General features: G+C 39.6%; 10 protein-coding genes. 8 read left to right on the forward strand and 2 right to left on the reverse strand.

Going from position 1 to position 14,016, the window contains the following annotated elements; translation table 11 throughout:
• Positions 1–191 precede the first annotated feature (191 nt).
• Complete coding sequence (locus tag LB450_RS00105; RefSeq protein ID WP_224485782.1) at positions 192–947, reverse strand: SDR family NAD(P)-dependent oxidoreductase; 756 nt, start codon at positions 945–947, stop codon at positions 192–194.
• Positions 948–1,027: 80 nt separating this feature from the next.
• Between LB450_RS00105 and LB450_RS00110 the strand changes: the two genes are divergently transcribed.
• From LB450_RS00110 to ggt, 3 genes are all read left to right on the forward strand, one after another.
• Positions 1,028–2,134 carry a DUF2891 domain-containing protein gene (locus LB450_RS00110; RefSeq protein ID WP_224485783.1) on the forward strand — a complete coding sequence of 369 codons (1,107 nt, stop codon included), beginning with the start codon at positions 1,028–1,030 and terminating at the stop codon, positions 2,132–2,134.
• Positions 2,131–3,354, forward strand: coding sequence for an Nramp family divalent metal transporter (locus LB450_RS00115; protein ID WP_262902887.1), 1,224 nt, complete (start codon positions 2,131–2,133; stop codon positions 3,352–3,354). The genes LB450_RS00110 and LB450_RS00115 overlap by 4 nt, the downstream gene beginning before the upstream one ends.
• 103 nt (positions 3,355–3,457) lie before the next feature.
• Complete coding sequence (ggt, locus tag LB450_RS00125) at positions 3,458–5,191, forward strand: gamma-glutamyltransferase (RefSeq protein WP_224485784.1); 1,734 nt, start codon at positions 3,458–3,460, stop codon at positions 5,189–5,191.
• 175 nt (positions 5,192–5,366) lie between these two features.
• On the opposite strand, the gene LB450_RS00130 is transcribed toward ggt, so the two are convergent.
• Positions 5,367–6,269, reverse strand: a complete 903-nt coding sequence (locus LB450_RS00130) for a hypothetical protein (RefSeq protein ID WP_224485785.1) — start codon at positions 6,267–6,269, stop codon at positions 5,367–5,369.
• A 501-nt stretch (positions 6,270–6,770) separates the two neighbouring features.
• On the opposite strand from LB450_RS00130, the gene LB450_RS00135 reads away from it, so the two are divergent.
• From LB450_RS00135 to LB450_RS00155, 5 genes are all read left to right on the forward strand, one after another.
• Positions 6,771–8,093 (forward strand): aspartate aminotransferase family protein, encoded by a 1,323-nt coding sequence (locus LB450_RS00135; protein ID WP_224485786.1) that lies wholly within the window; start codon positions 6,771–6,773, stop codon positions 8,091–8,093.
• 129 nt (positions 8,094–8,222) lie between these two features.
• Complete coding sequence (locus LB450_RS00140; protein WP_224485787.1) at positions 8,223–9,155, forward strand: carbon-nitrogen hydrolase family protein; 933 nt, start codon at positions 8,223–8,225, stop codon at positions 9,153–9,155.
• A gap of 17 nt (positions 9,156–9,172) precedes the next feature.
• Positions 9,173–9,571: a VOC family protein gene (locus tag LB450_RS00145; RefSeq protein ID WP_224485788.1), complete on the forward strand. Its 399-nt coding sequence runs from the start codon at positions 9,173–9,175 to the stop codon at positions 9,569–9,571.
• Positions 9,572–9,576: 5 nt separating this feature from the next.
• Positions 9,577–12,321, forward strand: a complete 2,745-nt coding sequence (locus LB450_RS00150; RefSeq protein WP_224485789.1) for an aminotransferase class I/II-fold pyridoxal phosphate-dependent enzyme — start codon at positions 9,577–9,579, stop codon at positions 12,319–12,321.
• A 4-nt stretch (positions 12,322–12,325) separates the two neighbouring features.
• Positions 12,326–13,993, forward strand: coding sequence for a biotin carboxylase (locus tag LB450_RS00155; protein ID WP_224485790.1), 1,668 nt, complete (start codon positions 12,326–12,328; stop codon positions 13,991–13,993).
• Positions 13,994–14,016: the final 23 nt, after the last annotated feature.

Raw genomic sequence — 14,016 nt, forward strand, 5'->3', positions numbered from 1 at the left:
GACTTCAATTAAAACATATGTCCCTATTGAAAAAAAAATCAGGATTTGAAAGGCTTCAGATGAAAGCAAAAAACTAGTGTAAACCTGATTCCTTAATTTACCGTGAAGTTCGGTTCCCAGCATAAAGCTAGCTAGAAGTTGTAAGCTAGTGATATCGCCAAATCTGAAAGCCAGCAGGGGTAAAATCAATCTTAACTGGACTTGTTGATCATTCCGCTGCCAGCCTGGGCGGTGGGCATGACGACCAGATCGGCAATGTTGACGTGGTAGGGACGGGTGACCGTGAAGTGAATGATGTCGGCGATGTCCTCGGGCTGCAGGGCTTTGTAACCTTTGTAAACCTGGTCGGCACGCTCCTCATCTCCTTTGAATCTGACTTTGCTGAATTCGGTTTCGACCATGCCAGGATTGATGGCGCCCACGCGTATGCCGTGTTCATACAAATCCATGCGCATCCCCTTGTTGATAGCATCTACGGCGTGTTTGCTGGCGCAGTACACATTGCCTTTGGGGTAAACTTCCTTACCCGCCGTAGAGCCGATATTGATGATGTGCCCTTCTTTATTTTGAATCATCGTCTGGATGATAGGCTGAGAAACGTAGAGTAAGCCTTTTACATTGATGTCCAGCATAGCATCCCAGTCGGTGGAAGAGCCCTCCTGAATGTAATCCAGACCGTGGGCGTTACCGGCATTGTTGATAAGAATTTGAATGGCTTTAAATTGAGTCGGAAGGGATTCCAGGGCTTCATTGACCGCTTGTTGATCCCTCACATCAAAATTGAGGGTGGTGACTTCCGTCTGTGGAGACAATTCTGATTTTAAGTCATCCAGACGCTCCTGCCGACGGCCACAGAGAATAAGTTTGAAGTGTTCTTTGGCAAATCGTCTGGCGGTGGCTAAACCAATTCCGCTGCTGGCTCCTGTAATGAGTGCTATTTTGGACATAATTTTGTTTTTTAATTTCTAGGTTTTAGGTGTTTTGGTTTAAAAAAACTATAAGTATATTCGTTAAAAACATAAAAGTAATGAAGTTTTATTTAATTCTATGTGTTGCTATCATAATCTCAGGCTGTCAAAAATCTGCGGAAACCAAAGGCGGAACAAAATCTCCATTTGAGAATAAATCTTTCCCTCAATTTGGGATAGAAGAAGCGGAACAGCTGGCTGAACTTCCTCTGGAGTGCATCACTCAGGAATTTCCGAATAAGCTGGGTCAGGTGCTGGGTTCGGAAGCGGATTTAGCCAGACCTAAAGCTCTGCGTCCTGCCTTTTACGGCTGTTTCGACTGGCATTCTGCAGTGCACAGTCAGTGGTCTTTGGTGAAGCTGCTCAAAGACTTTCCGGAACTTAAGCAGGCGGATAGCCTCAGAAGTGCTTTATCGCAAAGGCTTACCGCAGAAAACATTCAAACCGAAATCGAGTTTTTTGAAACCGAACACAATACAAATTTTGAACGCACTTACGGCTGGGCCTGGTTGTTTACCCTGGCCAGAGAGCTCAAAACCTGGGAGGATCCTCAGGCACAGGAATGGCTCACTAATCTGATGCCGCTTGTCGAGGTGCTGGAAGAAAAAATAATGACGTTTTTGCCTAAACTGGTCTATCCCATTCGGGTGGGTGAACATCCCAACACCGCCTTTGCCTTGTCTATGACTTTAGATTATGCGAAGACCTTTGAAAAAGAAGCGCTCAGGGCACTCATCATCAAGCGCTCCAGAGATTTTTACCTTGGGGATAAAAATTGCCCGATCGGGTGGGAGCCAGGCGGCTATGATTTTCTATCGCCATGTCTGGAAGAAGTCTCTTTGATGGCCAAAGTGTTGCCTGAAAACGAATTTCAAGTCTGGGCCAAAGATTTTATGCCGGGTTTATTTTCAAAATATTTTTCTTTGGAGGTTGCTGAAGTAAGCGACAGAAGCGATGGAAAGCTGGTGCATTTGGATGGTCTTAATTTCAGCAGAGCCTGGAACCTGTATGAACTGGCCGATACCTACGAAGCCTTTTACCATTTGAAAACCACAGCGGATCAGCATTTTGCCAAAGCCTATCCGAATTTATTTGGCGATACCTACGAGGGTTCGCACTGGCTGGGAACCTTTGCGCTTTATGCACTCGAAAAGCGTCCTGAATGATTAAAAAACTCACGTCCTATTTCGGTCCGGGGACTTTCGTAGCGGCTGCGTTTATCGGTCCGGGTACCATTACCATTTGTTCTATCGCAGGCGTTAAGTTTGGAACAGATTTGATCTGGGCGCTGGTCTTATCGATTCTGGCTACTATCGTTTTGCAAAACATGTCCGCCAGAATTGGCCTGGTCACTCAAAAAGACCTGGGAACAGCGATGCGACATGTGGTCAAGCATCCTTTACTGAAAAGCATTTTGATGTTTCTGGTGGTGGTTGCGATCGTGTTTGGAAATGCGGCTTACGAAGCAGGAAACATCAGTGGCGCTGTGATGGGCTTTTCGGTGATTTATGCAGACACTCTGGTCAGTATTGGTGGTTTCCAGCTGGATTATTTGCCCCTGCTCATCGGTGTGATTTGTTTCTTCATTCTGAATATGAACAGCTATAAAAAAATTGAAAACGTATTGATCGTCCTGGTCGTCCTGATGAGTTTGTCGTTTTTGACCACAGCCATCATCACCCAACCGAGTTACATGGCCTTATTACAGGGCGTTTTTCTTTTGAAAATGCCTTCTGACTCCTTAACCACCGTTCTGGCCATTGTCGGGACGACCATCGTGCCTTATAATTTGTTTTTACATTCCTCAATCGTTCAGGAGAAATGGAAAGATTTAAAAGGGTTGAAGTTTGCTAAATTAGATTCTGCTATTGCCATAGGCCTTGGAGGGATCGTTTCCATTGCCGTGGTGGTTGCGGCTTCCCGATTACCCAAAGACAAATTGCTTTCCATTTTAGACATGGCTGAAACCCTGGAACCTTTGTATGGGGTGTATGCCAAATATTTGCTGGGCTTTGGATTTTTTGCAGCTGGAATTACGTCAACACTCACGGCCGCTTTAGCCGCAGCCTATGTCCTGAAAGGCTGTCTGGGCTGGAAGATAGCTAAGTCGCACCCGAAATTCAAATGGACCTGGCGAGGTATTCTGTTCCTTGGGGTTTTCTTTTCTTCCTTAGGCATCAATCCGATTGAATTGATTCAAATCGCTCAGGTGAGTAATGCACTATTATTGCCATTTATTGCCATTATACTTTTGGCAATCGTCTCTAACCAAAAGCTGATGGGTGAATTTAAAAACACCTGGTTACAAAATGCCGTCGGAATTTTGATCGTGCTGTTTTGCCTGTTTTTGAGTTTAAAGAGTTTGTTTATGATGTACAGCGGTTAGTAATGAGGCAATAGTCTGTTAGTTTTTGAATAAATAGATATTTAACTTTATAATACTTTTCAAGTCAAACATTTGATTTCTTAGTTTTTAAAACATACATCTTATGAATTCATATCTGAAGCATTTAAGCAGTTTATCAATAGGTTTGTTCATGACGGGCTTCACTTTTGCTCAGGCAGACAGAGAAGCCAACGGTCTTAATTTTGCTTCAAGATCTGAAGTCATAGGCCAACACGGGATGGTGGCCACCAGTCATCCCTTAGCCACTCAAATTGGACTGGATATCCTGAAGCAGGGCGGCAACGCCATTGATGCAGCCATTGCCGCCAATGCGGCTACAGGGCTTATGGAACCCACCGGAAACGGAATTGGAGGAGATTTGTTTGCCATTATCTGGCATGAGAAAAGTCGGAAATTATACGCCATCAATGCCAGCGGGCGTTCGCCTCTGGGCTTGTCATACGAGGGTTTACTCGAGGAGTTAGATGCAATCGATCGCGAAAGTATACCGCCTTATCATTTGCTTTCGGTCTCGGTACCTGGCGCAGTCGACGGTTGGTTTGAGTTGCATAAAAAATTCGGTTCCTTACCGATGAAGGACATCTTGAAATCGCCAATCGACTATGCTGAAAACGGATTTCCAGTGACTGAAGCGATTTCTATGCGATGGAGAAATAGTGTGCCCTTTTTGAAATCGCAACCGGGTGCGTTTGAATCTACATTCACCATTGATGGTCGTGGTCCGCAAAAAGGTGAAATTTTCAAAAACCCTGAACTTGGCAACACCCTGCGCTTGCTGTCTGAAAAGGGCAGAGATGCGTTCTATGAAGGAGAAATCGCTCAAAAGATAGATAAATGGATGAAGGACAATGGCGGTTATTTACGCTATAAAGATTTTAAAAATCATCATTCTGAATGGATCGAGCCTGTTAGCACCAATTACCGCGGTTATGATGTGTATCAGGTGGGAGGAAATGTTCAGGGCACAGCGGTTTTACAAATGCTGAATATTCTGGAAGGCTACGACCTGAAATCCATGGGGTATGGGACGGCAGAAACTTTACATGCCTTTATCGAAACCAAAAAGCTGGTTTACGAAGACCGAGCCAAACACTACGCCGATCCTGATTTTCAGGAGGTGCCTTATGACATTTTATTGTCCAAAGATTATGCAGCCGAGCGAAGACAGCTGATTGGTGAAACGGCGTTGAACGACGTGAGTACCGGGGTTGAGGTGATTGAAAATGGAGATACGGTCTATCTGACAACAGCAGACAGTGAAGGCAATATGGTGTCCTTGATTCAAAGCAATTTTAGAGGCATGGGCACTGGTTTTGTGGTGCCTGGACTTGGATTTAGTTTTCAAAACCGGGGGGAATTATTCTCTACAGACCCCAGACATCCCAATGTATTTCAGCCGGGTAAACGGCCTTTTCATACGATCATCCCGGGCTTTGTGATGAAAGACGGAAAGCCGTTTTTCAGCTACGGCAATATGGGAGGCGCTTACCAGCCTATAGGTCATGTGAGTATTCTGACCAATATTATTGATTTTGGAATGAACGTTCAGGAAGCCGGAGATGCTTCCCGTTGGGACCATTCCGGCTCATCGAAACCTACAGGCGCCGTAACCGATCGTCTCAAATCTACCGGTCAGGTGAATGTTGAATCTGGAATTCCGTACGAAGTGGTTCGCCAACTCCGTGCCAAAGGCCACAAAGTTGAGGTGGGCAATAGTTTTTTTGGAAGGTACCAGGGCATTATGAAGGACCACGAAAAAGGCGTGTATTACGGAGCTTCAGAATCCCGAGTCGACGGACAGGCTGCTGGGTATTAAAATCATTTTCTGATGGACTTCAGGCGAACTTTAGGCTTGGATAATACATAAAAGGCTGAGTTTTATCTCAAATCCGGATCTCAGCTTGAGTTTGACTTTATGTTTAAAGCTAGTGATATCGCCAAACATGACCTCTGATTCTACATAAAATCAATAGAATGAGATTAAAGTATATCTAGTTATTTATAGAGTTAAGGTCTGGTTGAAGGGTTTTAAAGGCTTCGGGAATAAATGGATTTTCTAGTTTGAGGATTTTACGCTGGTTCAGTTTCAAATCCTCAATCAGTGTTGCATAAAACGAGTTGAAAATCGAATCCAGTTTGCCGTTTTTTTGAATTCTTTCCATGCCAATTTCCAGGCGTTCGGCTAGCTTTTTTTGATGAGGGTGAACGTAAAAGACCATAGGAAATGGGTAATAGAACAGGATACCCTGAGCTATCTCTAAGTTTTCAAATTTGGAAGCTCTATGTTTAAAGACACTAAGGATTTCATTGGCACCAAATGCGCTGTAATCAAATTCATCCTTGGATAATCTTTCAAATAGATTGTCTAAACTGCCTTTTTCTAGGACTGAATACCCGTTTTCTTCAAATATTTCAACATCGCTCCAGGTTTCAGGAATGCCATGGACCAAGACTTTTAAGTCAGACGCCTTAGCTTCAGAATGAAATTGTTTTGAAACCTTTTCATTGACTATTGGTATCCTGTAGCCCAATAAATTTTTTGCTAAAGGCTCCTTTATCACATGAACTTCCTGGTTTTTAAACTTTTGGTTACCTGCAATAGTAACAAATAGGTCAAAGTTTTTTTCTGAAAATACTTTAGACTCGGTATCCCCGGGTAAATCGATTGCGGTTTCTTTTATTTTCCATAGCCCAAAATCCTTTTCTGTTACCTCCAGAACGGCTTTCAGAACCAGTCTCTCGTAGTCCTGTCTGATTTGAGTGCGGTTGCCACTCCAAAATTTAATTTCTATAGAATCTTTTTTATCAGCCATATCTTTTTCATTTTGAGTTTTATTGAAATTACAGGAGATTAAACTTAGAGAGAGTAAAATCAGGGTAAAGAAATTTTTCATAGAGCTTGTTTTTAAACCGAAAATAAAACATAAAACTGAATTCTAAGAGTAAAAGCTTATCTAAATCCAAGGCTAAGGTATATTTGGCTAAAGAAGAATTTTTTAAGTGTTGAAAAAATTCAAATGGTTGACTTAACCTCAGGTATCACTTATTTCTTATTAAAAAGTTTAACTTTTTTTAGTTAAATTATTTAACAATATTTGTGGCGTCAAAAGTGTTAAAATTGATTTAGTATAACTAGAGTTCTCCAATTATAATTTATTGACTATAAGGAAGATGGTTTTTTAAATTTTTATTTTAATTCTTTTGCTTAACAAATTTATTAGCATAATTTTAGTAGTAAGCTCTTTTTATTACTGATTTGAGAAGGAAGATTCATTTTGATTGATAAAATTTAATCGTATATTAAGAAGCACTGAAAGGGTATTGAGTTTGATTTATTTTATATGCCAAGCTTTCAGAAGACCAAAAATAAATACATATAATAATCTAATTTTTTTATGATCCAAGAGCAAACAAAATCTCAGGAGCTCCTTGATAGGAGAAAAAACATTGTCGCCAATGGTGTTGGTGTTTTCAATACAGCCACTGTAGAAAAGGCTGAGGGTGCAATAATTACAGATGTAGATGGGAATGAATTGATAGATTTTGCTGGAGGTATTGGTGTTGTAAATGCAGGTCATTGTCCAGCACCTGTCGTTAAGGCTATTCAGGAACAGGCAGAAAAATATATTCATACAAGTTTCAATGTGGTGACTTACGAACCCTACATTAAGCTTAGTGAGGAGCTTGCAAAAATTCTCCCACATGGTGAACATACCAAAGTCATGCTTATCAGCACTGGAGCCGAAGCAGTCGAAAATGCTATAAAAATAGCACGTCAGGCGACTAAACGACCGGCAGTTATTTGCTTTACAGAAGCTTATCATGGTCGAACTTTGATGGGTATGAGTCTGACTAGTAAAGTGAACTATAAATTTTCTTCGGGTCCTTTCGCACCTGAAGTATATCGAATTCCTTTTCCTAATTTTTACAAGTATCGCGGTTCAAGGGATATGGAGGAATTTGTAGAAACAGAGCTTAAGCGACTTAAGGAAAGTGCTCATAGCATGGTAGATATCAATAGTGTCGCTGCCATCATAGTAGAGCCTATTCAAGGTGAAGGCGGTTTTAATCCTATTCCACAAAAATATTTAGAAGGACTTCGTTCTTTTTGTGACGAACATGGAGTCATGCTGGTATTTGATGAAATCCAAAGTGGTTTCTGTCGAACTGGTCACTGGGCGAGCTGGCAGCACTATGGCGTTCAGCCAGATCTTAGTACGTATGCCAAATCCATGGGTTCTGGCCTTCCTATCGCTGCTGTTCTTGGTAGAGCAGAAGTCATGGATGCCGCAGAACCCGGAACTATAGGGGGTACTTATATAGGCAGTCCTATTTGCTGTGCTGCAGCGATAGCTACTATACAATTTATGAAAGATGAAAATCTTAATGATCGAGCATTACATATTGGACATCTTATTACAGAACGCTTGCAGAATTTTAGGAAAGATTGCCCTGAAATTGGGGATGTAAGAGGCTTAGGCGCTATGATTGGGATAGAGTTTGTGGAAAATAACGATCCTGGAAAACCGCTGACAGAATTATGCTCAAAAATTTTGAAAGGTTGTGCGGAAGAAGGATTGATTCTCATCAGCGCGGGTACTTTTAAAAATGTTCTAAGGATTTTATGTCCACTTGTCATTACAGATGAACAGCTGAATAAGGGTTTGGATATTCTTGAAAACCAAATAAGAAAACATACTTCCATCTCAATCTATTAAAGTGATTTTTAGATGAACCTAATCCAACCTGGTGTGCGAAATTTTCAAATTTAAAAATTAAAATCAGACAATTTACAGAACAAAAAAACTGGAGAAATAATTTTCCAAACAACAATTAATAAATAACATATGAATCCTTTTGCAATCGCTGGAATCCAAATGAAGACTTCAGCAGTCACTTCCAATGTGGAAATGATGAAATTAAAATTAGACATCACTATGAGTATTTACCCGTGGGTAGATATGGTGGTGTATAGTGAGCTTTGTGGTTACGGTCCCCTAACCCATAATGCGCAAGAAATACCGGGTGAATTCGAAAAAGAAATGCAGGCGATGGCCAAAAAACATGGGGTATGGTTATTACCAGGTTCTATTTTTGAAAAAAGTGAAGGCAAAATCTATAATACGGCGACAGTTATTAACCCTAAGGGTGAAATTGTAACACGTTACAGAAAGATGTTTCCATTTTATCCATATGAAGTTGGAGTTACACCAGGTTCAGAATTTTGTGTGTTTGATGTACCAGGCGTTGCGAGATTTGGTTTATCCATCTGTTATGATATGTGGTTTCCAGAGACGGTACGAACTCTGGCTGTAATGGGCGCAGAAGTTATTTTACATCCAACAATGACAGGGACTATAGATAGAGATGTAGAATTATCTATCGTAAGAGCAATGGCAGCGGTTAACCAATGTTATTTCTTTGATGTTAACGGTCTTGAGTCCGGAGGTAGTGGAAGATCCTTGGTTTGTGGACCCGATGGCAGAGTTATTTATCAAGCCGAAGGTAATGAAGAAATTTTCCCGCTTGAACTCAATATCAATCGTGTTAAGAGAAGTCGAGAACTCGGTGTATTACGATTAGGGCAACCTTTAAAAAGCTTTAGAGACCATATAGGTCAGTTCAATATTTATCAGCAGGGAGTTCAGCTACCTTATCTTAATTCACTGGGCCCGCTTATCAAGCCTACTAAGTTAGATAATCTAGCAGAGTTAAAAATAAAAGAACATCAATATGAATCACCAAAAAATCCAACTGGATACAAAGGATTTAGTGGATAATTTTTAAAAATAAAAATATGGGAGGAACAACACCTAAAATTAAACGACAGCAAAAAGATTTTATAAGTTGGTTTGAAATTCCAGCACTAAATTTTCAGCAATCTGTCAATTTTTATAATCAGATTTTTGGAATTGAAATGGAAACCAATTTAAATGATAATTATGCAATGGCCTTTTTTCCAGTTAGTAATGGTATAGGTGGATCAATAGTAGCCGGCCCAGGTTCCACTCCCGGAGATTCCGGTCCTCTCATATATTTAAATGCTGGAAATGACCTTGACTTGGTTCTTGGAAATGTTGAAAACGCTGGCGGTAGAATAGTAATGCCGAAAACGCTTATTAGCGAAGAGTCTGGATATTTCGCTATTTTCATTGATCCAGAAGGAAACAAATTAGCACTTTACTCAAGCCAATAATAACTATGATAAATTCAAAACTTCAAATTTCAAATTGTTATAATATTAATCAACTTCGACTCGAGTCCTGGAATTCTTTAAAACTGGAATCTTCTAAACTTGGTGAGAACTCTAAAGGTTCAGCAGAAGAAAAAAAACAGATTGAAACAGTTAAAAAAGATCTCAAAAAGTTAGAAAGCATTGAAAGTTATTTTGCTCTTCCAGGAATTCATAGACTGGAATTGTTATTTGAAATGATGGAGCGGCAAGAGTACACCGCTTTTGCTCATAAAATTTCTGAAATCACAAAACTTCTTGTGAGTGATAAATACAGAAGCAATCCCAATGTTCTAGAAGATGAAGACTTGAGTACAGATCAGCTTGAAGCAATTGACAAGTATGATGGGAAAGGTAAAAACTATTTTGAAGTTCTTTTTGTAGAGGATATTTCCCTACAGGAGGAGAATAAACTTCGCAGTGATTTGAAAGAGGTCTGCACCAGCAGTGATCAATTCAATTATGGGGTGGTAGTCCAGAAAACTTTCGAGGATGCCATGATAGCTTTGAAATTCAATAGTAATATTCAGGCAGTGGTTATACGTTATGCACCTCCATACAAATCCAAAAAAATCACTCCTGTATTGGAACCTTTTGTTCAAAGCATTCTCGATTTGGATATGAATTCAAAATCGGAAATTCGTTTAGGTCCTGTTCTAGGTCGATTGGTTAAGAAATTCAGACCTGAGATCGATACGTATTATGTTACAGACACATCTTTAGGAAATCTTAAAGACAGTACTTTAAAAACCTTTGATCGAATTTTTTACCGGGCAGAAGACGTTCAAGAATTGCATCTCACAATTCTAAGAGGAATCTATAAACGTTATGAAACTCCGTTTTTTTCAGCTTTGAAAGAATACAGCAAAAAGCCAACGGGCGTATTTCATGCGATGCCTATATCTCGAGGGAATTCAGTTTTTAAATCCAGATGGATTAATGATTTTGGAAATTTCTACGGAAGAAATATGTTTTTAGCAGAAACGTCTTCAACCAAAGGTGGTTTAGATTCATTACTTCAGCCCACAGGAACTTTAAAGACCGCTCAAAAAATGGCTAGTAAAGCTTATGGCTCGCTCAACACCTTTTTTGTAACTAATGGAACTTCCACTTCCAATAAAATTGTGGTACAAGCTCTAGTGAAGCCTGGCGATGTAGTTTTGATTGATAGAGATTGTCATAAATCGCATCATTACGGATTAGTACTTGCTGGTGCCTATCCTGTGTATTTGGATTCCTATCCCATAGAAAAATATTCCATGTACGGAGCTGTTCCTCTGCAACAAATCAAAGATAAATTGTTGCAATTGAAAGAGGCAGGAAGAATGCAGTTGGTCAAAATGGTACTACTTACCAACTGTACATTTGACGGTTTTGTTTATAACGTAGAAAAAGTGATGGAGGAAATCCTGGCTATAAAACCAGATATGATTTTTCTATGGGATGAAGCTTGGTTTGCTTTTGCAGGATTCACCTACAATTACAAGCAGAGGACTGGAATGTATGTAGCTGATAAACTCAGCAAAAAATATAAAACTGATAAATACAGAATTGAATACGAAGAACACATCAAAAGTCTGAAAAAAGGTGAAGTCCCAAGACTTCCAGATCCTGATAAGGTGCGCATAAGAGTTTACTCAACGCAGAGTACGCATAAAACCTTGAGTAGTTTTAGACAAGGTTCGATGATTCACATTTGGGATCAGGATTTCAGGAAAAAAACGCAAAACACCTTCATGGAAGCTTACATGACACATACCTCTACGTCTCCGAATTATCAGATTCTTGCTTCTCTGGATGCAGGAAGACGTCAAGTACAATTTGAAGGTTATGAGCTTGTGGAAAAAAGTATAGAATTAGCCATGGTTTTCAGGGCTAAAGTCAACGATCATCCGAGATTAAAAAAATACTTTGATATATTGACTATAGGTGATTTTATACCCAAGGAATATAGGTCGTCTGGTTTGTCGGAGTATTATAATCCAAAGTCAGGATGGAATCGAATGGATAAAGCCTGGAAAGAAGATGAGTTCGTTCTTGATCCAACTAAAATTACTATTCATATAGGAAGAACAGGAGTGGATGGAGATACCTTTAAGAACAAATATTTGATGGATCAATTCAACATTCAAATCAATAAAACATCTCGTAATACAGTTTTACTGATGACCAATATTGGAACCACCAGAGGTAGTATTACTTATTTGACCAATGCATTGCTTAAAATTGCAGATGAATTGGACAGAGAGGAATTGTCTCTAACTAAAGAAGAGAATAAAATCCACCAAGCTAAAATCAGCTCTTTAACCCAAGATTTTCCTCCATTACCAGACTTTAGTTATTTTCATCACTCTTTTCAGGCGGTTCCTGGAGTGCCAGGTGGAAACATCAGGGAGGCTTTTACGCTTGCTTACAGTGAAGAAAATTACGAATACATACCATTATCAGAGTGCAGATCAACTATAGAAGATGGGAGAACTCTGGTCGCCTCTTCATTCATAATCCCTTATCCTCCGGGATTTCCTGTTTTGGTTCCAGGGCAAGTGGTGAGCGAAGAAATCATTCATTTTTTAACTGTTTTAGATGTGACTGAAATCCACGGGTATTCACCCGAACTTGGACTGAGAGTATTTAAAGACAGTATTTTGAATAGGCAACAAACAGTTACTTCGATGGGAAGTTACAAAAAGAAAAATTTAATCGATAAAAAATAAACTTATGGACTCAACAAAAAATAAAGATCAATCTCATTCTAAACAGGCAACAATTACTGGAAAGGATGAAACCAAAATTCCAGTTCGCGGAGAACAAAAGTCAAAGACTAAGAAACAATCAACCTCAAGTAAATCCGGGTCTTCTTCCAAAGCTAAACCGGTTAAGAAAACGAGTAAAGCTTCGCCTGGGATTGTTCAAAAGAAACGAGGAAGACCGAAAAAAGTAGAATTGAATGGCATATCTGACATCAGAAGAGCTTTTCACAAGAATGAAGAGCCTTTGTACTTCATAAGTGCAACCAACTTTAATCTTTTGGGGGCAGACGAATGGATAAAGGGATTCAGATTTATTACGTATATCGAATGTTTTGATGGTCAGCATCCAAATGTTTTTTCTCCTAAAAATGAAATTCCTCACGATGATTTTGAAGGTATAGAAGATATCAACAACTATTTGTTACAGCATCCAGAAGTACAAGACTATATAAAAACCAGAAGTGTTGACGGAAGAGCTGGGAAGGCGATGTTTCTAATGTTCAATGAAGAAACAGAAAGACTTGCAGAAAAGCTGGGCTTGGAAATTATGTTTCCTAAAGCTGAAATGAGAACCTTCCTGGATAACAAAGTTAATACCAATAGAATTGCAGAAAAAGCTGGTGTAGCCTGTGTTCCTTATGTCCTCTCTAAAGTTAAAAATTACGATCACCTGTGTGAGGTTTCTAAGCATTTAGGCAATGAACTCGTTATACAGACCCCTTTTGGAGATTCAGGTCACACGACTTTCTTTATTTCTAATGAAGAAGAATACCTTGAATATGCAGATGAAATCGAAGATGAATCAGAGGTTAAAATCATGAAGCGTATTCGTTGTAGAGGAACAGCGATTGAAGCCTGTGTGACAAGACATGGTACCATTGTTGCACCACTTATGACAGAGTTAGTTGGTTTCAAACAATTAACGCCTTACGAAGGTGGTTGGTGTGGTAATGAAATTTATCCAGATGCGTTTACGCCAGAGTTAAGACAAAAAGCAGTGGATTACACGCAGCTTTTCGGAAATCAATTAAGAGAGGAAGGTTATAAAGGATATTTCGAATTGGATTTCCTTATAGATCAGGACAATGGCGAAATTTACTTAGGTGAGCTTAACCCTAGAGTTACGGGTGCTAGTTCAATTACAAACCATGCCGTTTTTGCCCTGGCAGATGCACCATTATTTGTTTTCCATATTTTAGAATGGATGAATATCGATTATGCTCTGGATGTTGAAAAACTAAACAAGCGTTGGTCAAATCAGCAAAATATAGACAGCTGGAGTCAATTGATTGTAAAGCATACTGCGGATACCATTGAATACGTTACTGAATCTGCAAAATCTGGTATTTGGAAGATGTATGACACAGGTCATATCCAATTTGACAGGATGGACACGCACAGACGTGCTGTGCAAAATGAAAACGAAGCTTTCTTTATGAGAATTGCCAAAAATGGTGATTATCTCTATGAAGGTGCAGACATGGGGATTTTGGTGACCAGAGGTCGAATGATGACAGACGATTTTAAATTGAATGACAGAGCCAAAAGTTGGATTAAAGCTATTCGATCTAAGTTTTCTTCAGTTATAGTTGAAGATAAACGCAAACCAAATTTGTCTGGATCTTTAACCAAATAATTTAATGAGTACTAACTATAAAT

Origin of the sequence: Psychroflexus curvus, assembly GCF_020164585.1 — a bacterium.
In the GTDB taxonomy this organism is placed as follows: domain Bacteria; phylum Bacteroidota; class Bacteroidia; order Flavobacteriales; family Flavobacteriaceae; genus Psychroflexus; species Psychroflexus curvus.

Bases quoted from the DNA above. Each gene is read 5' to 3' on its own strand.
- LB450_RS00135 (WP_224485786.1), top strand. From the start codon at position 6,771: ATGATCCAAGAGCAAACAAAATCTCAGGAGCTCCTTGATAGGAGAAAA.
- LB450_RS00145 (WP_224485788.1), top strand. From the start codon at position 9,173: ATGGGAGGAACAACACCTAAAATTAAACGACAGCAAAAAGATTTTATA.
- LB450_RS00115 (WP_262902887.1), top strand. From the start codon at position 2,131: ATGATTAAAAAACTCACGTCCTATTTCGGTCCGGGGACTTTCGTAGCG.
- ggt (WP_224485784.1), top strand. From the start codon at position 3,458: ATGAATTCATATCTGAAGCATTTAAGCAGTTTATCAATAGGTTTGTTC.
- LB450_RS00140 (WP_224485787.1), top strand. From the start codon at position 8,223: ATGAATCCTTTTGCAATCGCTGGAATCCAAATGAAGACTTCAGCAGTC.
- LB450_RS00130 (WP_224485785.1), bottom strand. From the start codon at position 6,269: ATGAAAAATTTCTTTACCCTGATTTTACTCTCTCTAAGTTTAATCTCC.
- LB450_RS00105 (WP_224485782.1), bottom strand. From the start codon at position 947: ATGTCCAAAATAGCACTCATTACAGGAGCCAGCAGCGGAATTGGTTTA.
- LB450_RS00110 (WP_224485783.1), top strand. From the start codon at position 1,028: ATGAAGTTTTATTTAATTCTATGTGTTGCTATCATAATCTCAGGCTGT.
- LB450_RS00155 (WP_224485790.1), top strand. From the start codon at position 12,326: ATGGACTCAACAAAAAATAAAGATCAATCTCATTCTAAACAGGCAACA.
- LB450_RS00150 (WP_224485789.1), top strand. From the start codon at position 9,577: ATGATAAATTCAAAACTTCAAATTTCAAATTGTTATAATATTAATCAA.